At 61.9% G+C, this 21,850-nt stretch carries 18 protein-coding genes; 10 read left to right on the forward strand and 8 right to left on the reverse strand.

Annotation, left to right across the window (positions count from 1 at the left end):
- The 5 genes from ACI2JH_RS00065 to ACI2JH_RS00085 form a co-directional block, all read right to left on the reverse strand.
- The coding region (locus ACI2JH_RS00065) for an efflux RND transporter permease subunit (RefSeq protein ID WP_404735071.1) at positions 1-1,429 on the reverse strand (1,429 nt) is incomplete at its 3' end.
- A gap of 8 nt (positions 1,430-1,437) precedes the next feature.
- Positions 1,438-2,388, reverse strand: a complete 951-nt coding sequence (locus tag ACI2JH_RS00070) for an efflux RND transporter periplasmic adaptor subunit (RefSeq protein WP_182338181.1) — start codon at positions 2,386-2,388, stop codon at positions 1,438-1,440.
- On the reverse strand, positions 2,385-3,665 hold the full coding sequence (locus ACI2JH_RS00075; protein ID WP_217539259.1) for a TolC family protein: 1,281 nt from the start codon (positions 3,663-3,665) through the stop codon (positions 2,385-2,387). The genes ACI2JH_RS00070 and ACI2JH_RS00075 overlap by 4 nt, the downstream gene beginning before the upstream one ends.
- A gap of 56 nt (positions 3,666-3,721) precedes the next feature.
- Positions 3,722-4,078, reverse strand: coding sequence for a hypothetical protein (locus tag ACI2JH_RS00080; RefSeq protein WP_404735072.1), 357 nt, complete (start codon positions 4,076-4,078; stop codon positions 3,722-3,724).
- Entirely contained in the window at positions 4,075-4,692 is a 618-nt protein-coding gene (locus ACI2JH_RS00085; protein ID WP_182338178.1) for a cation transporter, read from the reverse strand. The genes ACI2JH_RS00080 and ACI2JH_RS00085 overlap by 4 nt, the downstream gene beginning before the upstream one ends.
- Positions 4,693-4,797: 105 nt before the next feature.
- On the opposite strand from ACI2JH_RS00085, the gene ACI2JH_RS00090 reads away from it, so the two are divergent.
- Genes ACI2JH_RS00090 through ACI2JH_RS00100 form a run of 3 tightly spaced genes read left to right on the forward strand, consistent with a single transcriptional unit; the run spans position 4,798 to position 9,496 of the window.
- Positions 4,798-5,211 (forward strand): helix-turn-helix domain-containing protein, encoded by a 414-nt coding sequence (locus ACI2JH_RS00090; protein ID WP_017160757.1) that lies wholly within the window; start codon positions 4,798-4,800, stop codon positions 5,209-5,211.
- Complete coding sequence (locus tag ACI2JH_RS00095) at positions 5,208-6,479, forward strand: site-specific integrase (RefSeq protein WP_102789687.1); 1,272 nt, start codon at positions 5,208-5,210, stop codon at positions 6,477-6,479. Before ACI2JH_RS00090 ends, ACI2JH_RS00095 begins: the two co-directional genes overlap by 4 nt.
- Positions 6,480-6,502: 23 nt before the next feature.
- Positions 6,503-9,496: a Tn3 family transposase gene (locus ACI2JH_RS00100; RefSeq protein WP_074058973.1), complete on the forward strand. Its 2,994-nt coding sequence runs from the start codon at positions 6,503-6,505 to the stop codon at positions 9,494-9,496.
- Here ACI2JH_RS00100 and ACI2JH_RS00105 read toward each other — a convergent pair.
- Both ACI2JH_RS00105 and ACI2JH_RS00110 read right to left on the reverse strand, forming a co-directional pair.
- Positions 9,463-10,041 (reverse strand): adenylate/guanylate cyclase domain-containing protein, encoded by a 579-nt coding sequence (locus ACI2JH_RS00105; protein WP_174704360.1) that lies wholly within the window; start codon positions 10,039-10,041, stop codon positions 9,463-9,465. The genes ACI2JH_RS00100 and ACI2JH_RS00105 overlap by 34 nt on opposite strands.
- A 2-nt stretch (positions 10,042-10,043) precedes the next feature.
- The gene (locus tag ACI2JH_RS00110; protein WP_102789235.1) at positions 10,044-10,964 is read right to left on the reverse strand and encodes a TIR domain-containing protein; all 921 of its coding nucleotides are present in this window, start codon (positions 10,962-10,964) and stop codon (positions 10,044-10,046) included.
- Positions 10,965-11,100: 136 nt separating this feature from the next.
- On the opposite strand from ACI2JH_RS00110, the gene ACI2JH_RS00115 reads away from it, so the two are divergent.
- The 7 genes from ACI2JH_RS00115 to ACI2JH_RS00145 all read left to right on the forward strand — a co-directional run bounded on the left by ACI2JH_RS00115 (position 11,101) and on the right by ACI2JH_RS00145 (position 19,249).
- On the forward strand, positions 11,101-12,633 hold the full coding sequence (locus ACI2JH_RS00115; RefSeq protein ID WP_102789236.1) for an adenylate/guanylate cyclase domain-containing protein: 1,533 nt from the start codon (positions 11,101-11,103) through the stop codon (positions 12,631-12,633).
- A complete protein-coding gene (locus tag ACI2JH_RS00120; RefSeq protein ID WP_220466564.1) occupies positions 12,633-13,508 on the forward strand; it encodes an E2 domain-containing protein in 876 nt (291 codons plus the stop codon). The genes ACI2JH_RS00115 and ACI2JH_RS00120 overlap by 1 nt, the downstream gene beginning before the upstream one ends.
- Positions 13,453-13,977: a Pycsar system effector family protein gene (locus ACI2JH_RS00125; protein WP_182338177.1), complete on the forward strand. Its 525-nt coding sequence runs from the start codon at positions 13,453-13,455 to the stop codon at positions 13,975-13,977. The genes ACI2JH_RS00120 and ACI2JH_RS00125 overlap by 56 nt, the downstream gene beginning before the upstream one ends.
- 862 nt (positions 13,978-14,839) lie before the next feature.
- The gene (locus tag ACI2JH_RS00130) at positions 14,840-15,073 is read left to right on the forward strand and encodes a hypothetical protein (protein WP_102789238.1); all 234 of its coding nucleotides are present in this window, start codon (positions 14,840-14,842) and stop codon (positions 15,071-15,073) included.
- Positions 15,074-15,852: 779 nt separating this feature from the next.
- Positions 15,853-16,401 (forward strand): hypothetical protein, encoded by a 549-nt coding sequence (locus ACI2JH_RS00135; RefSeq protein WP_146027615.1) that lies wholly within the window; start codon positions 15,853-15,855, stop codon positions 16,399-16,401.
- A gap of 347 nt (positions 16,402-16,748) precedes the next feature.
- Positions 16,749-18,287, forward strand: a complete 1,539-nt coding sequence (locus tag ACI2JH_RS00140) for a hypothetical protein (RefSeq protein WP_102789239.1) — start codon at positions 16,749-16,751, stop codon at positions 18,285-18,287.
- The gene (locus ACI2JH_RS00145) at positions 18,284-19,249 is read left to right on the forward strand and encodes a hypothetical protein (protein ID WP_102789240.1); all 966 of its coding nucleotides are present in this window, start codon (positions 18,284-18,286) and stop codon (positions 19,247-19,249) included. Before ACI2JH_RS00140 ends, ACI2JH_RS00145 begins: the two co-directional genes overlap by 4 nt.
- Before the next feature lie 1,857 nt (positions 19,250-21,106).
- On the opposite strand, the gene ACI2JH_RS00150 is transcribed toward ACI2JH_RS00145, so the two are convergent.
- On the reverse strand, positions 21,107-21,817 hold the full coding sequence (locus tag ACI2JH_RS00150; RefSeq protein WP_404735292.1) for a hypothetical protein: 711 nt from the start codon (positions 21,815-21,817) through the stop codon (positions 21,107-21,109).
- Positions 21,818-21,850: the final 33 nt, after the last annotated feature.

A 21,850-nucleotide genomic window follows, 5' to 3' on the forward strand; every position in this document is an offset into this window, starting at 1 on the left:
AACATTTTTCCTTCCACCCCGGACAGCGCGAAGATCGGCGGTAGACCGCGGCGATGATGCCCAGGCCAAACAGGCTGGGACGGATCACCTCGGCGGTGGCCGAGGCGGTCAGGTCATAGCGCTCTTCATCATTGAGCTGGCGGCCCAGCGCGTGCTGCGCCTCCCCGAACCGGCGCAGACAGTTCTCGATGATGATCACCGCCCCGTCCACGATCAGGCCGAAGTCCAGCGCGCCCAGGCTCATCAGGTTGCCCGATACGCCGCCACGCACCATGCCGATGATCGTGAACAGCATCGCCAACGGGATCACCGCCGCGGTAATCAACGAGGCGCGCACATTGCCCAGCAGCAGGAACAGCACTACCACCACCAGCAGCGCGCCCTCGATCAGGTTCTTGGACACCGTGCCGATGGTGCGATCCACCAGCGCGGTGCGGTCATAGACGGCCTTGGCATGCACGCCGGCAGGCAAGCTGGCGTTGGCAGCGTCCAGCTTGGCCGCGGCTGCCTGGGAGACCTCCCGGCTGTTGGCGCCGAACAGCATGAAGGCGGTACCGACCACGACCTCATGGCCATTCTGGGTGGCCGCGCCCGTGCGCAGCTCCTTGCCTTCGCCCACGCTGGCCACATCGCGCACCCGGATGGGCACGCCGTCGCGGCGGTCCAGCACGATGTTGCCGATCGCCTCCAGATTGGCCAGCTGGCCGGGCACGCGCACCAGGAATTGCTGTCCATTGCGCTCGATGTAGCCAGCGCCAATGTTCTGGTTGTTGCGCATGACCGCCGCGACCACGTCGTTCAACGTGAAGCCCAGGGCCACCAGCTGGGCCGGGTCCGGGGTGATGTGGATCTGCCGCTCAAAACCGCCGATGGTGTTGACCTCGGTGACGCCGGGCGTGGTGCGCAGCTGCGGCCGGATCACCCAGTCCTGCAGGGTGCGCAGGTCCGTGGCGGTGTACGGGGTGCCGTCGGGCTTGCGAGCGTTGGGCTCGGCCTCCACGGTGTACATGAAGATCTCGCCCAACCCGGTGGAGATCGGCCCCATTTCCGGGTCCAATCCGTCGGGCAGCTGGGAAGCGATCTGCTGCAGGCGCTCGGCGACCTGCTGGCGGGCAAAGTACAGGTCGGTGCCGTCCTTGAACACCACGGTGACCTGTGAGAGCCCATACCGCGACAGCGAGCGGCTGTAGTCCAGCTTGGGCAGGCCGGCCATGGCCGTTTCAATGGCAAAGGTCACCCGTTGCTCAGCCTCCAGCGGCGAGTAACCCGGGGCCTGGGTGTTGATCTGGACCTGGACGTTGGTGATGTCCGGCGTGGCGTCGATGGAAAGGTGACGGTAGCTCCACACGCCCAGCGCAACCAGCGCAGCGGTGAGCACCAGCGTCAGCCAGCGATGGCGGATGGACAGCCCAATGAGGCGTTCGAGCATGGCGGGCCTCATTCCTCTTCCACGGTGGACTTTTCGATGTCGGCCTTGATCAGGAAGCTTTGGGCCACCACCACCTGTTCACCGGCCTTGAGGCCTTCCAGCACTTCGGCGCGTTCGGCGTCGCGGCGCCCCAGCTTCACCGGCCGGGTGTGGTAGGTTTCGCCCTGCTGCACGTAGACCACGTCCTGGTCTTCTGCGGTCTGCAGCGCGGTGATTGGCACCACCAGCGCCGCCGATTGGCGATCCACGGTGACCCGCGCCTTGACCGCCGAACCCGGACGCCACAGGCCATCGGTGTTGGCCACGGTGGCGCGCGCAATGGTGCTTTGGCTGGCGGTGGCGGTGCCGGGCAGGACGCGCTCCAAGGTGGTCTGCGCCGTGACGCCATCGCTCAAGCGGGTGACCGTCACCGGCACGCCGGCACCGATGTGCTGGACGTCGGCCCCAAAGATGTGCAGGTCCACCCACAGGGTGGACAGGTCGGCGACCTCGAACAGTGGCGCGCCCTCAGCGGCCGCCATGCCCACGGCGGCCGTGCGCGCCATGACCACGCCACTAATCGGCGCGGTGACGGTATAGGTCGTCAGGCTCAGGTTGCTCTCCACCGTGGCCAGTGCCTGGCCGGCACGTACCTGATCACCCACGCCCGCACGCACGGAGCGGACCGGCCCGGGGAAGCGTGCCGTGACCTGCGCGATGCGACCGTCAATCGGGGACAACAGCCCTTGCACCTCATGCTCATCGGCAATCTCACCGGGGCCTGCCGGCGCGACCTGGATACCCGCCGCCTGCGCCGCCTTGGCGGCAATCTTGGTTTCCAGCGGCGCTTCCTCGTGCTCGCCGTGCTCTTCGCCCTCAGCGGCGGCGCCGCCTTCGGACGCTTCGTTGGGGGCCGACGCGTTGCAGGCGGCCAGCATCATCAGGGCCATGCCCAGTGCGGTCCAGGAAAAGCGATTCATGGGGTTTCTCCAATGGAAGCGGCCGACGGCGGCGTTACAAGCGCTTGGCCGGTCAGTCGTTGAATTTCGATCAGGGCGCGCTGCGCATCGAGCGCCACGTCCAGCTGCTGCTGGGCCATGGCCGTGCGTTCGGACTGCAACTGTGCCCATTCCAGGTAGCTGATCGCGCCGGCGCGATAGGCGCGCTCGGCGGCCTGCTCGGCCCGGGCCAACTTCGGCAGCACGTCGCCTTGCAGCCGTGCAACCTCGGCCTGCGCCACGGTATAGCGGCCATGGGCCTCGACCAACGTGGAATACAGCGACAGGCCCTTGGCCTCGCGCTCGATTGCCAGCACCTCCAGTTCGGCTTCGCCGGCGCGGATCTCTGGCTGCGCACGGCTGCGGCTGCCCAGCGGCATGGACAGGCTGGCCACCAGCGCGGTGTCGTCAGTCTCCTGCAGGCGGCGCACGCCCAGCTGCCACGACAAGTCTGGCGAGGCCGCCGAGCGCGCCAGCTGGAGTCGCGCCTGCGCGATCCGGCCGGCGTCGGCAAATTGCGCCAGCTCGGGAGTGCGCTCCAGTTCCTCGGCCAATGTCTGCATGGACGCGATCGCGGGCAAGGTCATCGGATCGGCTGCGGCCACCTCGAAGCTGGGAGCCCGTTCGCCCCACAGTGCGGCCAGATGCTGACGGGCGGCGATTCGCTGCTGCTCGGCGCGATCACGGGTCAGCTCTGCGCGCGCCAGCGCCGCCTGCGCAGTCAGCAGCACCGACTCGGGCGACGCGCCAGCCTCCAGGCGCTGCCGGGCAGCGGCCACGGTTCGCTGGCGCTGGCCAACATCCTTGTCCGCCAGGCTGCGTTGCCGGTCGGCACCGACGACGGCCAGATAGCGCCGCGCCGTCTCGGCGAGCAGGTCCAGCCGACCGGTCTCCCGCTGCACGGCCAGTGCATCAATCCGGCTTTGGGCCAAGGTGCGGCGGGCGTCGAGCTTGCCGCCGCGCTCCAGGACCGAGCTCAGGCTCAAGGTCAGTTCCGCGCTGTCCAGGCCGCGGGCTGCGCCAGTGCCCAAAGCGTTTTCGACCTCTGCACCGACCGTCCACGGTGGGCGCTGCACCGCCTGATCGCGCTCGGCAGCGAGCACGTTGGCCCGAGCATCGACCAGGCGCAGCTCGGGGTGGGTTTGGGCCACACGCGCAAACGCGTCGTCCAAGGTCATCAACTCGGCGGCCGACGCCGGCGTCGCCATTGCGCCGCCCAACAGCAGCCATGCGGCTATCGCCGCCAATCGCACATGCATGGAAGTACTCCGAAGGTTCTCGATATCGACAGGGTGCCGGCGCATGCCGGCGGACCTCACCCTGCGATCGGCGGTCGGAATGGCGCAATCGGGTGCGCGTGCGGATACGTCGGCGTATCGGCGTTCAGTACGGGCAAATACCGGCCGATGTCCGCCACGGCCAGCAGGATCTCAGGTGCCGGCACGGCTTGGCCGCAACACAGCACCAGCTGCTGAAGCCGGTGCAGGGCGGCGTCTACGCCACGCTCGGAAGCTGGCGGCGCCACTGCCGGGCCGCGGTCGGCAGTGACCAGGTGGGTTTGGGCATGCAGCTCGCCGACCAGGGCCAGCACCGGCTGTGTCACCAGGCCCACGGCCAGATGCGCCAGCAGAAGCCAGCGCAGGCCCGAGCCCTGCCGGCCAAACCTGGTCATGCAGCCGTCTTGCGCGCGTCGGCACGTGCCCGGCGGGCATCACCCAAAATCTCGAAGGCTTCCTTGATCACATACAGGCCGATCAGGGCGCCGATCACGAAATCCGGGTACGGGCTGGCCAGCCACCACACCAACAGACCGGCCAGGATCACCCCAACATTGGCGACCACATCGGCCCGCGTGAACAGCCACGTCGCTCGCAGATGCACTTCGCCGGACTTTAGCGGCGCCAGCATGCGCAGCACGGTCATATTGACCGCCAGCGACAGCAGGGCGGTGCCAATCATCCAGCCGCTGACCGGCTCGGCGCCGTACATCACGCGACGGCCGACCTCAACCAACACGCCCACACCCAGCACAAGCAGCACGCTGCCGCTGACCCACGCGGCATTGGCCTTGAATCGCGCCGTGCGCCCGATAGCGACCAGGCCAATGGCATAGGCGGTGGCATCGGACAGCATGTCCAGAGCGTCGGCCAGTAGGCCAGTGGAATGGGCAATCCAGCCGGCGATGCCGCCGATCACGGCCATCGCCGCGTTCAACGCTAGGGCGATCCAGAGGACGCGCCGCTCCTGCGCATTCTTGGCCTCGTGGTGGCAGCCGCAATCACTCATCGGAACATCTCCAGTCGCAGGGAAGCCGGGCCCGGGCGGGCCGCTGGCATGACACAGCAGGTGAGGGTAAAGTCCGTAGCTACTACGGAGTCAAGCGTACTACGAATGAAAATCAGTGAGGCTGCCGACGCCAGTGGATGCCACCTGGAGACGATCCGCTATTACGAGCGGATCGGCCTGCTGCCGCGCCCGGGGCGCTCGGGCAATGGCTACCGGGTCTATGGCCCGGCCGACATCGAGCGGCTGCGCTTCATTGCGCGCGGCCGGGACCTAGGCTTCAGCCTAGAGGAGGTCCGCAGCCTGCTGCAGCTGGCCGGCGATGAGGAGCTTTCGTGCGGGGACGTGGATCGGCTGGCACGCAGCCATCTGACCGACGTGCGGGCGCGCATGGCCGACCTGCAGCGCATGGCCAGCGAGTTGGAACGGGTGATTGCCAGTTGCCACGGTGGGCAGCGGGCGGAATGCACCATCCTGTCGACCCTGCGGCAGCCGGTCGCTGTGGAGGCCACGCGCCAGTGACCGAACTGGACCGCTACCTCGATGCGGCCACGCGCCAGAACACGGTGCGCAGCTATGCGTCGGCGCTGCGGCACTTTGAAGTCGAGTGGCAAGGCCACCTCCCAGCGACACCTGACAGCGTGGCCCGATACCTGGCCGCGTATGCGCAGACCCTGGCCACCAGCACCCTTCGCCAACGCCTGGCGGCCATCGCCTCTTGGCACCGCGACCACGGATTTGTCGATCCCACCCGGTCGCCGCTGGTGCGCAAGGTGCTCAAAGGCATCCAGACCCTGCACCCCGGGCAGGTCAAGCAAGCCGCGCCGCTTCAGATTCGGCGGCTGGTCGAGCTCGACGACTGGCTGGCCGCTGCGATCGCGGCGGCACGCGCGCGGGGCGACGGAGCGGCAGCGCTGCGCCACCAACGGGACCGAGCGCTGGTGCTGCTCGGATTCTGGCGTGGCTTTCGCGGCGATGAACTGCTGCGTCTGGACGTGGCCCATCTCACGCTGGTGCCGGGACAGGGGATGACCTGTTTCCTGCCGCGCAGCAAGGGCGATCGCCGAGCGGCCGGCGTTACCTACAAGGTGCCGGCGTTGTCGCGGCTGTGCCCGGTGGAGGCGACCCAGGTGTGGCTGCAGGCGGCCGACCTGCAGGAAGGACCGGTATTTCGGGCGGTCAACCAATGGGGCCAGGTGAGCGCCGAAGGCCTCCATCCCAATAGCTTGGTGCGCCTGCTACGCGAGTTGCTGACCAGTGCCGGCTTTGCCGATGCGGGGCTCCACAGCAGCCATTCGTTGCGCCGCGGCTTTGCCAGTTGGGCCAACGACCAAGGCTGGGACATGAAGGCGTTGATGGAGTACGTGGGCTGGCGCGATGTGCAGTCGGCCATGCGCTACCTGGATGGGCGTGACCCGTTTGCCCGGGACCGCATTGAAGCGAGCCTACCCAGTCCAACCGCGCCGGTACCGGCGATGGCACTGCCGGCACCCGAGGGCAAATCTGCGCTGCAGCTCCGTCTGCGCATGGTGCTGACCCCGTTTGCCCGCGCGGGCCGCGGCGCGGCCAAGGCCCGGGGCCGGATTGAAGAGATCTGCTTGGCTCCGTTCCAGGCAGTGCGTCTGAACACCGCCAGCAGCGAGTACCGGTTAACTGTTCCCACCGATCCCGATCGGGATCTGGATGAAATCCTGGCCACGTTGCTCGATGACATGCACCGCATGGCCGATACGCACCAGTGTTTCCTGGAAGCGTCTCTCAATACAGACGACGGCCGGCACTGGGATTGATCCCCTCATAACCTCCGGATCCAATGGCTACCCTTCACGAGACCGCCTACCCGCGACTGAAGCCTGATCCCACCGCCAAGGAACTGGAGGAGATCTCTACCCCCACCGCCGCTGAGATTGCATTCGCCAAGCAGCTGACCACCCAGCCGGGTCCGCAACTGGCGGTACTGATCCATCTCAAGCTCTTCCAGCGCTTGGGTTACCTCACAGTGTTGGCCGAAGTGCCCGAGCGGATCCGGAAGCACATCGCCAAGGCCGCCCGACTCGGGCGCGTATTGGACACCGACCAGCTCGAACGCTATGACGCCTCCGGCAGCCAGCGCCGGCATATGCCGCAGCTGCGGCAGTTCATTGGGGTGCGTCCCTTGGACAAAGCTGGGTTGTCTTGGCTGGACACAGTGGCCACCGGAGCAGCCCAGACCAAGCACACTATCCCGGACATCGTGAACGTCCTGCTCGAAGAGCTGGTGCACCACCGCTACGAACTGCCAGGCTTCCGCACCTTGGAGCTGGCCGCCATTGGCGCACGCGAGCGGGTCAATTTGGGGTACTACCGCAGCATCAGCCACGCACTGACGCCTGCCACACGCACGCTCATTGACGAATTGCTGCGCGCACCGGAAGGCTCCAGATTTACTGGCTGGCAATCGCTCAAGCGCGAGCCTGGCCGGCCGACCAACAAGGAAGTTCGTTTTTATCTGCAGCACATCCGCATGCTGCAGCAGTTGGCTGACCAACTGCCTCCCATCGATGTGCCGGTGCCCAAGCTCAAGCAATTCCGTGCAATGGCTCGGGCCTATGACGCCAGCGAACTGGCCGAATTGGCTGAGGACAAGCGCTATGCGCTGGCCACCATCTTCATTCGCTCCCAGCACGCCAAGACGCTGGATGATGCAGCCGAGTTGTTCATCAAGCAGGTGCGCGGGCTGGAGAACACGGCCCAGCAGAAGCTGCTGGCTTACCAGCTCGAACATGCCAAGCGGGCCGACTTCCTCATCGGCCAGCTCAAGGAGATCCTGCAGGCCTATCAGCTCGACGGCAGCGATAGTCAGCGCGTGGATGCCATCGACAACAGCCTGGAAGCGGAAGTGTCGACCTTGCTGGCCGAATGCGAAGAACATATGGCCTACGCCGGGAAGAATTACCTGCCTTTCATGCTGCAGCCCTATGGCGCGGTCAGGCCGCTGCTGTTCAATGGGCTTGAGCTGATGAACTTGCGGGCGACCAGCCACGATGCCGGCATGGAGCCGTTGATCGCAGCCGTGCTCTCGCTGCGCAACCAGCGCCGTGAGCTGATCGAGGTCGCTTCCCTCGGTTTGGACCCGGAAAAGGACTTCGACTGGATGTCCAAGCTCTGGCGTCAGCACGTGTTCGGCAAGCGGGCCAGCGCGGCCGGCGCCGGCTGGATGCACCGGAAGTATTTTGAGGTGGCCGTGCTGGTGCAGGTCAAAGACGAGCTGAAATCCGGAGATCTCTTCATTCCCAGCAGCGAACGGTTTGACGACTACCGCGAGCAGCTGGTCGATGAAGCCACCTTGGCCCAGGAACTGGAAGCCTATGGTCAGGTGTCAGGCCTGCCCACCGACGCCGAGTCTTTCGTGGCGGGGTTGCGTGCACAATTGACCGCCTTGGCCGATGAGGTTGACGCGCGTTTCCCGGAAAACGCGCATGCGGACATCCTAGATGGGCGCCTGGTGCTGCGGAAGGGGCAACGGGCCGAAGTCTCCAGCGCGATTACCGCCGTGGATCGCCTCATCGCCGAACGGCTCCCAGAGTCCAGCATCGTAGATGTCCTGATCGATGCCAGCCAATGGCTGGATCTGCACCGTTTCTTCCGCCCGATCGCCGGTACCGAGAGCCAAGTCGAAGATCTGCCCCGACGTGTGATCACCACGCTATTTTGCTATGGCTGCAACCTGGGGCCGACGCAGACGGCGCGGTCGATCAAGGGTTTCAGTCGGCGCCAGGTCGCTTGGCTCAACCTCAAATACGTGACCGAGGATGTGCTTGAGAAGGCCATCGTGGAGGTCATCAATACCTACAACAAATTCGACTTGCCGGGCTATTGGGGCAGCGGGAAGAGCGCCTCAGCAGATGGCACCAAATGGAGCGTCTACGAGGACAACCTGTTGTCGGAGTACCACATCCGTTACGGCGGTTACGGTGGCATCGGCTACTACCACGTATCCGACAAATACGTGGCGTTGTTCAGTCACTTCATTCCCTGTGGCGTGCACGAGGGCATCTACATCCTCGACGGCCTGCTGGCCAACACGTCCGACATCCAGCCTGAGATCGTCCATGGCGACACGCAGGCCCAAAGCTACCCGGTCTTCGGTCTGGCCCACATGCTGGGCATCCAGCTGATGCCCAGGATACGAAACATCAAGGATCTGAATTTCTTCCGGCCCGAACCTGGCAGGGCCTATAAGAACATCCAGGCATTGTTCGGAGACAGCATCGACTGGCAACTGATCGCCACCCATCTCCACGACATGCTGCGGGTGGTGATCTCGATCCGATTGGGCAAGATCACCGCGTCCTCGATCCTGCGCCGGCTGGGCACCTATAGTCGGAAGAACAAGCTGTACTTCGCCTTCCGGGAACTTGGCAAGGCCGTCAGAACGCTGTTCTTGCTGCGCTACATTGATGACAACGAGATCTGCAAAACGATCCATGCTGCGACCAACAAGAGCGAGGAGTACAACGGCTTCGTGAAGTGGGTCTTCTTTGGCAGCCAGGGGATCATTGCTGAGAACGTCCAACACGAGCAGCGCAAGATCATCAAGTACAGCCAGCTGGTCGCCAACATGATCATCCTCCACAACGTGGAGGGCATGAGCCGCACCTTGGCTGAGATGCGGAAGGAGGGGATTGAACTGACGCCCGAGATCCTGGCCGGCCTGTCGCCGTATCGGACCAGCCACATCAATCGCTTCGGCGACTACCATCTCGACCTTGATAGGGAAGTGGCGCCGCTGAGCTATACAGCGAAAGTCCTTGAACAGGCCCCATAGACGGGGAGATCCGCTATCGGGACAAGGAAATTATGATTTTGTTTCAATCGCTTAGGCGGTTTTTGGCCCTGTACGTAACGATTCCCTGCCGACCCTCTACTACTGTCGATTCCGACCACCTGCTTCACGGTGCCGGCCCAGTGCGGATACTGGCGCCGCAGTGCCGGCACGACGATATTCTTGACCGCGTAGTTTATTTTCAACCCTGCCTTGGCCGCTGGCGTGGCTTGCCGGTTACCGACCCAGATACCCATGACGCGGTCACCGTCGTAGGAGGTAATCTTGCCGCCCTCCTTCTTGATGATGGTGGCGGCGCAATGCAGGAACGCTTTGTAGATCTCCGCGCTCAGCCACCAATGCTCGGCATCGACCATCTTGGTGGAGCCTTTAAGGTCTGCGTACAGGACCGTGGCGCGATCAAACTCGACTGCGTCGTTGCCGAGCCGCAGATCCTCAGGATCGGGCACGACCTGGCCCTGTCGGGTTGACCATTGGTTTTGCGTGATCGCTTCCACTGCTGCCGTCATCTCTTCCAGCACTGTCATGGTCAGTCTCTCGGTCCAGCGGCGAGAATCCGGGCGCGGATCTGCTCGCACGCCGGTGCCAGCAAGGCACGGGCATCGGCACCAGGTTTGTATCGGTAAGGAACGGTAGTCAGCCCCGCCAGATCGCTCGGCAGCTTCAGCTTGTCTTCGCGCGGCTCCATCAGGAAGGCGCGCCGACGTCCCAGAAACCCAATGAACATGCCCAGCTCAAAGACGACGTTGTCGCGCATGACCGGCCACTCGTCACCGCGGCTGATCACCATGTCGTCGGCATGCGCCACGGCAATTGCAAAGTCCGCCTGCTCCAGCTGGGCCTCCAGCTCATCAAGGGTGTAGTTGGCCGCGCGGAAAACGCCGTGGTCCCAGACCACCGTCAGGAAGGGATCGTGCTCGAAATGCTGCACCAGCAGGCGGGTGACCGGCAGCGCCTCCACCGAGGACATCACGAAGACCCGGACCCGTTCGCGGGGGGCCGTAATCATTCGGTTACGCTCCTTCAGCCGGCGCGACAGAGCAGCTGCCAAGCGCCGCCAGATCAATGGGTGTGCATCGGCAGCGCGACTGAAATCGCTTTCAGGCACCTTCAACACCACTGTGGGCTCGGTGGCGGTAATGGTGGCCGCACGCAACTGGGTCGGCTCGATGGCTGCCATCTCCCCCACGTGTTCCCCGACTCGGCGGGTATTGACCACCTTGCCATTGACGATCACGTCCACCGCACCGGCAACGATGAAAAACACGTCGGTTTCGGCATCTTCTTGCGTGATGAAGGACGCGCCAGCCGCGACTTCCAGCAGTTCCCCGGCCTCAGCCAGCTGCGTGGCAGCAGCCTCCAGCCCCGCCAGGGTGCGGAACTCGGCCAAGGCCGCCACCAGTCGCCTGCCGCCGTCGGCAGAAAGTCGCTCGATAATGCTCGCCCCCATACCTTCCCTCCCTTGAAAGTGTGAACTGGCTCCCAATATACGACAAATGAACCAGCCGAAAACCGGTTGGTGCCCGGCCCGAGAGCGACGCGACCCGCTCCGGCTCGGTCTCCATTTGGCCGCAGGGAGCAGGACGATGGGACATAGCTGGAAGGAAGACCGCACCAAGAAGCGCCTTACCACGCGTTACGAGGAAGTCCGTAAGGTCGATATTCGTGACTACACGCGCGAGACCTCGTTGGACAATATCGCGGTCAACCGCGCCTATCGGGTTAACGGCGCGCATGTCTACATCGACATCGTCAATCTGCAGGACATGCTCAACTGCACCAATGTTGAAGGGGAAACGTGCCACAAGCGCGCTCTCCGCTTCCTGAATCAGCATTACCGCGCCGTCCACCGCCTCCTGGTCGAGAGTGAGACGGTCCGCGTGGATTTCCACAACCAACGGTTGCATGCGGTGGTCACCAAGCCCTATGGCGATGCCGATGAGCGCGCACGGATCGAGCGCGCGGTGGCCATTGCCCAGCTGACCATCGACGTTCTGGCCGAAACGGGCGATACGGATGAGCACATCCCTAATGCACAGGTCCGTGTGGGTATCGACAGCGGGCTGGCACTGGCCGTCAACAACGGTCGCCGCGCCAGCCGCGAGCCGCTCTTCCTGGGCTCCCCGGCAAATCAGGCCGCCAAGTGCGCCGGCCATGGCGTGGCGGAGGGCATTTACCTCACCCATGGTGCACGGGCGCTGCTCGAGCTGCCGGCGCTGAGCGGCGACAAAGACCGCACCACGCCGCTGACCCAGGATCAGGTGGCGGCCTGCGTTGAGGCGGCAGGCTTGGGCGTTTCCAAGACGCGGATCATAGAGCTCTGGAAGGAGGAGCAGGAGGACCTGCCCATTGGCGAATTCGAATTCAGCCGCCCTACCCCGCCGATTTCCGATCTGGACTTCAGCCTGCTTAGCGCTGCCAAGTCCAAGCGCTTCGAGGGTGTGTCGCTGTATGCAGACATCGACGGCTTCACCAACTTCGTAGATAAGCATCTGGATGAGGATCCGCAGCATCTGGTACGCGCTCTCCACGTGCTGCGGTCAGAGCTGGATGCGGTAGTGCACTTGGACTTTGCCGGGCGGCGCATTCGCTTTATCGGCGATTGCCTGCAAGGCGTGCTGCTGGAAGGTACCTCAAAGGAGACCGACACCGAAGCGACGGTGAGTACAGCTGTACAGTGCGCAGGCGCACTTCGCAGCAGCTTCGCCGTGGCCATTGACTACTTGAACTCCGAGGGTTCGATCACCGAGGAGCTGGGTCTGGCCATCGGCTTTGAGCTTGGGCCGCTGGCACTGTCCCGGCTGGGAATGAAGGGCAGTTTGGTGCGCTGCGCAACCGGCAGGGCGGTGCTGGCCTCGGAGGCCGAACAGCGGCAGTGCGATGGCGTGCAGACCGCGATCGGTGAGAAGGCCTACAACGCCGGTACCGACGCAGTTCGTCGAGTGTTCGCATCTGACCGAAAGGTGGCCAACCTCGATTACGCGGCAGCGGTGGAAGAACTGGCCGCGTCGGGTGACCCAGTGGCCAAGGCGGTGTTGGCGGCCCATTACGCAGAGGCGGCCCCCGCGGTGGTTCCCGGCCTTGAACAGCCGATCCGCCCGCACTCAGATATCCACTGATGGCGTTGGCCTTCGAATTGCTGCAAGGCGTGGCATCGGACTACGGTGCCACGCTGCATCGCGCCGCAGGCGGAGGGAGGGCTGAGATCTCGGTCACTCGTCCAGGCGGGGCTGTGCATGTTTTCACCCTGGCGATCTCCATCGCCGGGGAGCACGTGTCTGCTAAGGAAGCCCCAGGACACCACCAACTTCCGCAATTCTGCCCTGACAGACACATCAACCCCAACCAAAGCTTCTGCCTGGGATGGGGTGACGGTAAGCCGGGGCACATTATCGACGAAGCGGCAGCCAGACAGTGGTGGTCGACGGTGTATCGATTCTTGGCCCATCAAATCAGCGCGAATGTACGCAGGGTCTTCCCAGGTGCAGAAAACGGCCGCGCCCATGGCGACGCGGCCAAGCATCAAGCTATCGCGGAGCAGGCGGCCGAATGCCTGGGCCCAGAATTCAAGGCGGCGGCGCAAGCCGGTCTGTTCGAAGTCCGGCAAGATGTGCGGCCGGGAAAGCGTCGACTGGAGCTGTGGCGTGGCGATCAACTGATTGCGCGCGTTTCACTTCGCAGCAATTCCCTGATTTCCGGAAAGCTGGCCTGCCCCTGCGGTTGCCGACCGAAGCGCACGACAGCGGAATGCGCGGACCACGCCGAAGCTCTGGCGACCTATGTCCTGGAGCGGCACCGCTGCGCGCTAGCCGACAGGGCCTTCCTTGATCAATGCGCTGCAGCGGGAATGGCTTGCTGCGGGACCTTGGAGACATGCGGTCTTCGCAACGCCATCCGGCGCAAGCAAGTCGGATGCACGAAGAAAGAGAACCCTCAACATGCAAGAAGTTCGAGATACTGGCGACCGCCAGCCAAATCAAAGCGACCGCGTTAACGCTGCATGGCAGCAGCTTCAACTCGTTCTTGGCTTCTTCTCGCGAGTGGACACGAAGCTATCGGTGGGTCTGGGCATCAACCTGGGCATGCTGGCGATGCTCTCCACCCGAATCCCCAAGCCAGAAGATCTCACCCTGCTTGTTTCAGTCGTTGGCGTGCTGTTCCTGACGCCCCTCACTTTGAGCTTCTGGAACCTGTGGTTGGGCTATTTTCCCGATCTTCGCGGCGGATCCAATTCGCTGATCTTCTTTAGTCGAATCGAAAAAATGACCGAGTCTGAGTTCCTGCGCGCGTGTGAAACCAGAACGCTGGATGGGTTTGAGCGCGACGTGTTGGGCCAATGCTGGAGGAATTCCAAGATCCTGGTCGCTAAGTTCAAGTGCTTGAAGAGGTCTTACCTCGCTACCGCCCTGACCATTGCACCTTGGATGGCGCTCATTACCCTGCTGCCACCGCCTGTAAAGTAGCAGCACGCTATCGATCCGGTAAAGTCGGCACCATGGCACCTTGATTGAATGAATCCCCCTCGAATCAGGTGGGGGCGTCACCCCTTGGCAGCCATTGCATTTGGCTTTCGGGAAACAAGAGGGCCGACGGTCGCCAGGGTCTTTCCCTCATACAGTCCTCATCCATCGCCATTGCACCCCATCGAGCCACCAGCTCGACAGTACGTCCATGGAACGACTGCCTCACCGGATCGAGGGAAGCGGCGTGCGTGATGTCGCCCTCGCCGGCATACGTCCCAGCGGCGGCAATCCATCTCGCAGATGTCCGACTTCGGCCAGAAGTGGGCATCTACCCTACCCCCGATAACGAATCCTAATCATGAAGCTGGATGCCTCCTCCCGCGTTTGGCGGAGGACAACTTCCGGCCCAAAGCACCTCACAACCCGGCGTCCGAGTCTTCTGCTCGACTGCGTCTTCTACGCCGCCCTCTACTCCGCGATTCCCAGTGCATCATGCTTTCTGATTTGATCTTCCGGCTAAGCACCGGCTCTGGATGCCCTATCCATGGGGGGGGCGCTCCTCAAGGGAGATCGCTTTTCGGAACGTTGCAGGAGTCGAACGCTACCGGGGTGTCTCCTAGCTCCTCACAAGCGGTCGCTAATGACACGAGGAACTCAACCGCAAGCTTTCAAGCTTTGAAAGCCCAACCGGCGCAATTTCGCATTCCCAACCATGCGATTTGAAAGTGCTTCCACGCCTAATTGCCCGCAATTAAGTGCATTGCAATCAATATGTTAGCCATATTGCAGGGGGTTGCGCGCACGAGTAGAGTTGTTGTCAGTGCGCGACCTTGCGCGGCCAGACCACGACTGAGTACGGCAGATGTCCGAAGACTCGCTCGAAACGAAGTACCTGCGCACCTTCGGCGCTGTTCTGTCTGCGGCCCAGACCGCAAGGATCCTTGGCTACAAGAGCACTGCGTCGTTGGCCAAGGCGCGCGCACGCGGGTCGCTGCCCTTCCAAATGTTCCTGCTGCCCAAGCGCCGCGGCTGGTTTGCCGACACTGTCGATGTTGCCGCCTTCGTGGATTCTGCGAAGGCATCGTCCGGCGGCTAGCCGCATTTCCCAACCCACCAGGAAGCCCTGAGCATGAGCTGAAACCGCCCTCTCTGACCCCTGGAAATGACAATGCCCCCGCGTCAACGAGGGCATTAGCCTCTCGAAAGAGCGAGAGGTAGGAAGTACTAAACACCAACAGGTTTAGGCTCCTTCATTTCTTCCGCGAAGTCAAGCCGCCAGTGATGGTCGGCCAGACAGGTGTTGCCTTTACATGGGCCGGCATATGCCGACCCGAGTGAAGGTTGCGCCCTGGCCCGCCCCGTCCCTCGCGGTGTGGTGCCACCGTGCACCTAATCCGGAGAAAACCATGCTTTCAGGAGCTGCCTGCCCGGTAATGTTCGACACTGCTCGGGTCAATCACCCCAACCTGCGCCCCACCGAAACTTCTTATGCCGCTTGGCCTGTACGCCGAAGCCGGCTAGTCGCCACTCTGCGCGGCATCACCCGCCACTACCCCGTGATGACTGCCGCGAACAGTCACCATGACTGGCTAGCTGGGTACGCGGCTCGCTTCTTTCAGTTTCGGTGCCATGCCCTTGCCGCTCCTCCGGTCACCGCCTCCCCTGCCGGCCACCGGCTAGGGATTCAATGGGAGAGGCGTCATGGCTAGTCTTCCCCACCCTTCAGTCACCTCATCAGACACCCCGCCCGCGTCTAGCAAGGAGGCGTACACCGCTCGCCCACTCACGCCCTCTGAATCCACCAGACTGGACGCCTACTACTACCAGTCACCAAGGAATAACCAACGCCTGGTTGCTGTCGTGGAACCATGCCGCTTGGCCTTGGCGCTGGATCTGGAGTTTGATCCAAGCGTGGCAACCTACGTTGAGCGCCCTAGAACATTACTGGTGCGTGGCCGAGATGTTGAGCTCTGCTTCTGGATCTCCAGGAAGTGTGGCACCGAAAGCTTCATCGTATTCCGCAGACAGGCCGCCGCCACTGTTCCGGCGCTCCGCGCCGAACAGCAGTTTTGCGCCGAACTGATGGAAGCTTCACAGCGTGCGGGTTTGGACCTTGCAATCCGGAAGTTGCAGTCCATTCTTGCAGCACGGGTGGCCAATGCCACGCGACTTGAGCTGCTTCCTTATGTGCAGGCAGCTAGACGGTCGCGAGGAATCAGTGTCTTCATTGACGCAGTGATGACCCACATGAGAAGGCACCCCGTCAGCTCTTTCCATGCAATCGAAACGAGCCTGCGCCCGACGTTCGATTGGCGGGATATTCGCAGTGCGACCTGTCTTCTGGTACATCGCGGGGACCTGGCGATCAACTTCAATGAGAGGCTTCGGACCTCGTCGTCAGTTACGCTGGGAGCAAACCCATGAGCGGGGTGAGTCGCGAGGAGCTACTGTCCTGGGATCTGCTTAGTCCTCAAGGGCTGACCTCAAACCAACTCAAGTCCTACCAGGCTCGCGTTGACGCAGTTCATGCCGTCGTCGCAGGCTCCTCGATCGCTGCGGTCGCGAAGCGTCACGGGCTGAACGCCAAGACGCTTGCATTGACGCTGCGAAACACACAGCAGACGTCCCCAGATGGGCGGCCGTGGGGTTGGCGCGCCTGCCTGCCATACAGAGTAAGAAATACCAGCCAACGCCTTGCCGCAGAATTTCCAGCCGCTGCGGGACCGGGAGCATTCAATTCGTTCCTGAGAAAGCTCCCGGAATTCGAAGAAATGCTCATAGGCTACGCCGGCCCACTGCCTTCGAGAAATGAGCGCAGCCCCAAGTTTGATCGATTCTTCAAACTACTGAAGAAGACTGTGCAGAAGTCGGTTCCGGCAGATCGCTATCCAGCTAACGACAAATCATGTGCGAGGAGAAGCGTCCTGCAGTACCTAAAAAGACTGCGTCAAGGCTCTCCGTTTGTAGATGATGGCTTCGAGATAGAGGACGCAACCCTAGCCAGCCAGCTGAACGAAGTGTTTGCGCTACAGATGGGTGACTGGGTGCAGTTCGATGGACACTCTTTGGACACGAATTTCAATGTTGAAGGCGAGGACGCGGATGGGAACCCGTTCTTCCAAACGATCACGAAGACGTGGTTGATAGTCGGCTACTTCGCGCTGATGCGGCTCTGCTCTAGCTGGTGGCTCTCCTTCTCCACCAACTACAACGGAACCGAATTCAACGCGGCATGCGCAGAAAGCTTGCGAGAAAGGTCCGTTCGTGACCTCGTTGTGCCCTCAATGAACTATGAGCCAGGGGCGTGCATCGGATCCTTGTCCGTCATTGGATTTGTGGCAACGGGAGCAATTACGAGTGTCGACAATGCGATGGCTCACAAATTGAAGGTCAATAGGTTGCGAATGGCGTCGGAGCTGATGGGTGTCATTCATCTTGGGCATAGCCATGTTCCTGAAACGCGTGGTCACCTCGAAGCGTGGAACAAGCGGATGGAAGAAGCGGTGGTCCGAAAGCTGCCAGGCGGGTTCCGGCCGGCGGGCGAGCTGTCCGATGCGACCAAAACGAATGGCTACAAATTCGAGAACTTCCCAATGCAGCCCACGGCACTCGAAGATCTCATGGATGTCACGATCGCGGCTTCTAACATATCGCCGATCAACACGCTCCAGAACCGCACGCCAGTCGAGGCGCTTCAGTCTTTTGCAGCGTCTGGCGGATGGCTGTTTGCCACCAAGGATCACGAGGATCGGGCTCGGTCACTTTCGAAGCACAACTTCTCCGTAACCATTCGTGGAGATCGACGTAAGAGGCGTCAGCCCTATGCGCGCTTTGGGCACGCGAAGTATCGAGCCGCATCAATGAAGAACAGGTGGGACTTGTTAGGCCAGAAATTCGCGGCAGAGGTCGACATCCACGATGGAAGGTTCTTGCATCTATACACCGCGTCAGGAGAGCTGTTCGTAGTCCTGAGGGCGCTCCGCCCTTGGGGTCGCTCACCGCATAGCCTTGCGCTTAGGCGGTTAATCCAACGCCGAAGCCGAACGGATGGCTTCGAGATCAGTGGTGCAGAAGATGCGGTCATCGCGTACAGGGAGCATGTAAGAAGGAACTTCAGCTCAGAGCACGGCGCTGCGCTTGCAGCAACGCGACACCGGCGTGACCTAGATGCGGCATCTGAGGCTTCACCGGTGGCTAAGGAAACGACACTGCCTTTGGCCGAGACCGGCCAACAGCGAGCACCTGCTGAGGACTTGTTCGTACCCATTACCGGCCGGGTCAACTTGGGCAGGAAGGGGCCGAAGCAATGACAACGTTCAACTACAAAGGAGAGCCCATCATCCCGACCCGCGGCATGGAAGATGCTCTGACCAAGATCATCTCCGCACTTGAGGTTGACTACCGCGGTATCGGGTTTCATTCGCTGACCCGGTTCGGAAAAAGTACCCTCGCGCAGTTCATCTGCGCAAACACTGAATGGACAGAATGCAAATACGTGGCCAAGCAGGCAAACCTCCGGGTGCTTGGTCCTGGAGAGTCCGCATTCCTGGACTGGTTCATTTCACAGCTCGGCTCACAAGTGATCTCCCACCAGGCTGCTGACCGAAAGATCGAGAGGATCGTTAATACCGTTGATCTGATGCTCAGGTCTGCAGGCGGCGGATCGCTATTCTTCATCGCCGATGATGCAAACTTGCTGGAGCAAGCCGCCTTTCAACATTTCATTACAATCGATAACGCGCTGGAGAAGAAGGGCATTTCGCTCTTTGTCATCTTCCTGTTTCAGGACAATCACACTTCCAGCCGGCGCGAAGAGATCAATAGAACCACGGTCACACCTCAGGTCCGTGGGCGCTTCTTGACCCGCTACCATCGCCTGCATGGAATTCGAGGGGCCCTGGACGTTGAGACGTTCTTGGAGCGCTTCGAGGACGAGGTAGAGGCTAGCGCCGGAGCCGGCGTTACCTTGCCCAGGAGCCTTGCGCCAGAGCTCTACGACGGGGAGTTCCGTTTACGGCATTTCAGTGAGCAGATCTGGAATGCCGGTTGCAGCTGTCGCGCCGCAGCCGGGCACTCCAGTCAAGATGAGTGGCCTCTCAAGGCTATGCGCCTCATTGCGTACTACTTGGCGACCAGGGTCATCTGCAAAATTGGCTTCAAGGAGGTCACGTCTAGTGACATTGAAATGTCGGTCGCCTTCTCGGATCTTGCTGCCTTTGATGGCGAATCGGGAGCGCTGACTTTCACAGCAGATGGAGGCATCAATGGATAGCGACAGTGAGGTCAGAACTGTAGCCCACCTACCGCCAGCGTGGAGTGCCGGCATTTCCCCGTTCGGATTCGTTGTTCAGACGCTGAGATTCAATAGCCTTTACTGCAGTGATGGTCATGGTGCGTTCGGCATTCGCCCAAGGTACACCGAGGATTTGTGTCGTCAGCTCTGTCTCTCTGCAAAGGCCAGAACTTCGATTGCGGCAAGAATTCCTGCTGCGTCTATCCTCGCGCCACTGTGGCAGCCAACTGCTTGGCAAGCATTCGGCGGTTCTGCGACGCACTGGCGTCCATACCTGTCGGGGTGTACTGAGTGCATGAAAACTGGGTATCACTCGATGTTGTTCCAGATGCCTTGGGTCAACCGGTGTCCGTGGCACTCGCAACCCCTCTCATCTCAGTGCGACCATTGCTCGAGACCGCTATGGCATGGCTTTCGCTCCGATGCCCCTCCCCTACTATGCCCATGCGGGCATGACCCGGTTTCGAGCCGGAATACCCTTGACGAAGAAGGTAGGATCGAGGACCTTCGTGGCAGCTGGATAAAGCGATACCTTCGCTGGGCCGGGGCGAGTCGAGGTCGGCGAACGCTGATCGGGGTGGGAGATGATCTGACGTCCGCCGAGGAGGCGGCAGTCCTGTTTCGCGGCAGGGCTTACCCTTGGTACCGACCGAAGTACGCCTCGTCGGACGTGCTCATCAGGGCGTCTACCGTACGTCATGGGCAATCCGTCGAAGCTCGCTCCCAGAAGGCCGCGTTCTCGCGCCTTGCCCCGTCCATGGGGCCAGGTCGTGACTTCTTTCTTGAGCTTCCTCAGGCGCTTGAAAGACCGATGGCGCGTATCACGGCCTCAGTTGCGGCGAAGTTCCGCGAGTCGACCTTCTCGGCACGTGAGCGAGCCTGCTTAGGCTTGCCTGAGGCCTCGGAAGGTGGGGGGCAGCCATCCTCGCGCGCTTCGGTTGTATTGCTCCCCGCCTACAGAGTCCGCGAGCACCTGTTCCTGGATGGCCGTGTATTGGGTAGGCCCACACAGGCAGTCCTAAGAGAGATCGCGCAGGCAATGTCTCTCCTCCCGTCTGACAACCCTGCGATCGAGGCCCTGGCGCGGGCATACGAACGGGTACTGGGTCGCGGCTTCGCGAGCTCCGCCCTTCACTTGCTCGGCCGACTTGACGGCTCTGCTACCGATGATGAAGCCGCACTGATCCGCCCAGTGGTGTTGATCAGACATAGAAGGAGCTCGTGCCTTCTGACTCTGGCGTGGCTGGGCTGCGCCCGCAAGGAGCGAAGCAGAGCCGGCGGTCAGGTGTAGTGGATGGAGGATCCTTCCCTGCCAAACCTGGACCGCCCCTTACTAGTTCGTTGAGATGCAGAATTGTCTGCATCGGATCTCCGAAGGGCGGAATTGTCGGCATCTGACCTTCCAGTGGAAGGAATGTCTGCGACTGGCATCCTAGGCACAGAAAGATCTGCGTTGGATCATGGAGATTGTGGCGTTGCGATAGAATTATGACCCAAGAAATCAGTGACTTAGCTTGCCGTCAAATCTCTGCGACGAACACCGACGCCCTCAGAATTGCCGGGAACAGCGGTTAGGCGTTGGTGTATCCGGTCACGACGCCGATCCGTCCAATGACGGCGCCAAAGATCCAGTTCGTCCTGCAGGTCACTTAGGGCGTGGTGCTCTTCGACATTGAGTGGAAAGCAGCCTTGGGGGCCGGGGGCAACGGCTTGGCTCCAGGGCCTTTTGCGGGCTGCAATTGAGGCTGCACAGAGCAAGCAAGCGAAATAAGCTGCACGCCCTGCGCAAGCAATCGATCGGAAAGCGCGTGACGTTACGTCCACTGAAACCGAGCCCTATTTGGCAGCAGCAACAGGCATCACGCTCTTTCGCACAATCTCCAACCTCCCAACATCGCCAACAGGCACGAGCATGGCAGTCTTCCGCGCCGGGTCCCACAGCGCATAGCTGTCACCAAGCCGCCCAATCAGGCTCAGGCCACGCTGCACCTTTTCATCAACAGTCACCGTTGTCACATAGTTGCCGCCGCCAGAGGAAATCGTGCTGGCGCGCTCGAAACCAAGCCAGCTTGAAGCAAACGAGACATAGACCAGCATCACTAAGGCATAGATCAGCCAAGGGGAATCTTTCACGGCGGCCGGTATCACTGGCGAGAGATGGACGGCCAGCGCACAGATGATCGTGAGAAAAAGCCCTATCAGCACAGGCCACGCGTTTGACCACCAAAGCAACGCCCCTAGCCCAGTGAAGAAGATCGTTGGACCCAGCCAAGCGAACCGCTTGGTTTTGGGGGCTCCGCTCGCCAGCTTCACATCGACCCAGCTGCTAAACAGCAAGGCCACCAGCATGAGAAACAACACCATGCCGATGCCTGCCAGGCCGGCCAGCGCCAGTTCGCTCACTGCAACAAACTGAAAAGGATCAAGGCCAAAGTGGCCCCAATACGCCTTAAGATTGAGCGCGCCCTGAATCAAGCCAAACGTGACGACAGCCGAACCCCAGCCAGCCACATCGGCCGTCGTTGGGCCTCTTCGTGTACTTCCCATGTACTCCCCACTTATCAAGCGTCCCTGACGCAT

It is taken from the genome of Stenotrophomonas sp. NPDC078853, from assembly GCF_044901215.1.
GTDB lineage: Bacteria > Pseudomonadota > Gammaproteobacteria > Xanthomonadales > Xanthomonadaceae > Stenotrophomonas > Stenotrophomonas lacuserhaii.

Coding starts and splice junctions, on each gene's coding strand:
- ACI2JH_RS00070 (WP_182338181.1), bottom strand. CDS start 2,388: ATGAATCGCTTTTCCTGGACCGCACTGGGCATGGCCCTGATGATGCTG.
- ACI2JH_RS00075 (WP_217539259.1), bottom strand. CDS start 3,665: ATGCATGTGCGATTGGCGGCGATAGCCGCATGGCTGCTGTTGGGCGGC.
- ACI2JH_RS00080 (WP_404735072.1), bottom strand. CDS start 4,078: ATGACCAGGTTTGGCCGGCAGGGCTCGGGCCTGCGCTGGCTTCTGCTG.
- ACI2JH_RS00085 (WP_182338178.1), bottom strand. CDS start 4,692: ATGAGTGATTGCGGCTGCCACCACGAGGCCAAGAATGCGCAGGAGCGG.
- ACI2JH_RS00090 (WP_017160757.1), top strand. CDS start 4,798: ATGAAAATCAGTGAGGCTGCCGACGCCAGTGGATGCCACCTGGAGACG.
- ACI2JH_RS00100 (WP_074058973.1), top strand. CDS start 6,503: ATGGCTACCCTTCACGAGACCGCCTACCCGCGACTGAAGCCTGATCCC.
- ACI2JH_RS00105 (WP_174704360.1), bottom strand. CDS start 10,041: ATGACAGTGCTGGAAGAGATGACGGCAGCAGTGGAAGCGATCACGCAA.
- ACI2JH_RS00110 (WP_102789235.1), bottom strand. CDS start 10,964: ATGGGGGCGAGCATTATCGAGCGACTTTCTGCCGACGGCGGCAGGCGA.
- ACI2JH_RS00115 (WP_102789236.1), top strand. CDS start 11,101: ATGGGACATAGCTGGAAGGAAGACCGCACCAAGAAGCGCCTTACCACG.
- ACI2JH_RS00120 (WP_220466564.1), top strand. CDS start 12,633: ATGGCGTTGGCCTTCGAATTGCTGCAAGGCGTGGCATCGGACTACGGT.
- ACI2JH_RS00125 (WP_182338177.1), top strand. CDS start 13,453: ATGCAAGAAGTTCGAGATACTGGCGACCGCCAGCCAAATCAAAGCGAC.
- ACI2JH_RS00130 (WP_102789238.1), top strand. CDS start 14,840: ATGTCCGAAGACTCGCTCGAAACGAAGTACCTGCGCACCTTCGGCGCT.
- ACI2JH_RS00140 (WP_102789239.1), top strand. CDS start 16,749: ATGCTCATAGGCTACGCCGGCCCACTGCCTTCGAGAAATGAGCGCAGC.
- ACI2JH_RS00145 (WP_102789240.1), top strand. CDS start 18,284: ATGACAACGTTCAACTACAAAGGAGAGCCCATCATCCCGACCCGCGGC.
- ACI2JH_RS00150 (WP_404735292.1), bottom strand. CDS start 21,817: ATGGGAAGTACACGAAGAGGCCCAACGACGGCCGATGTGGCTGGCTGG.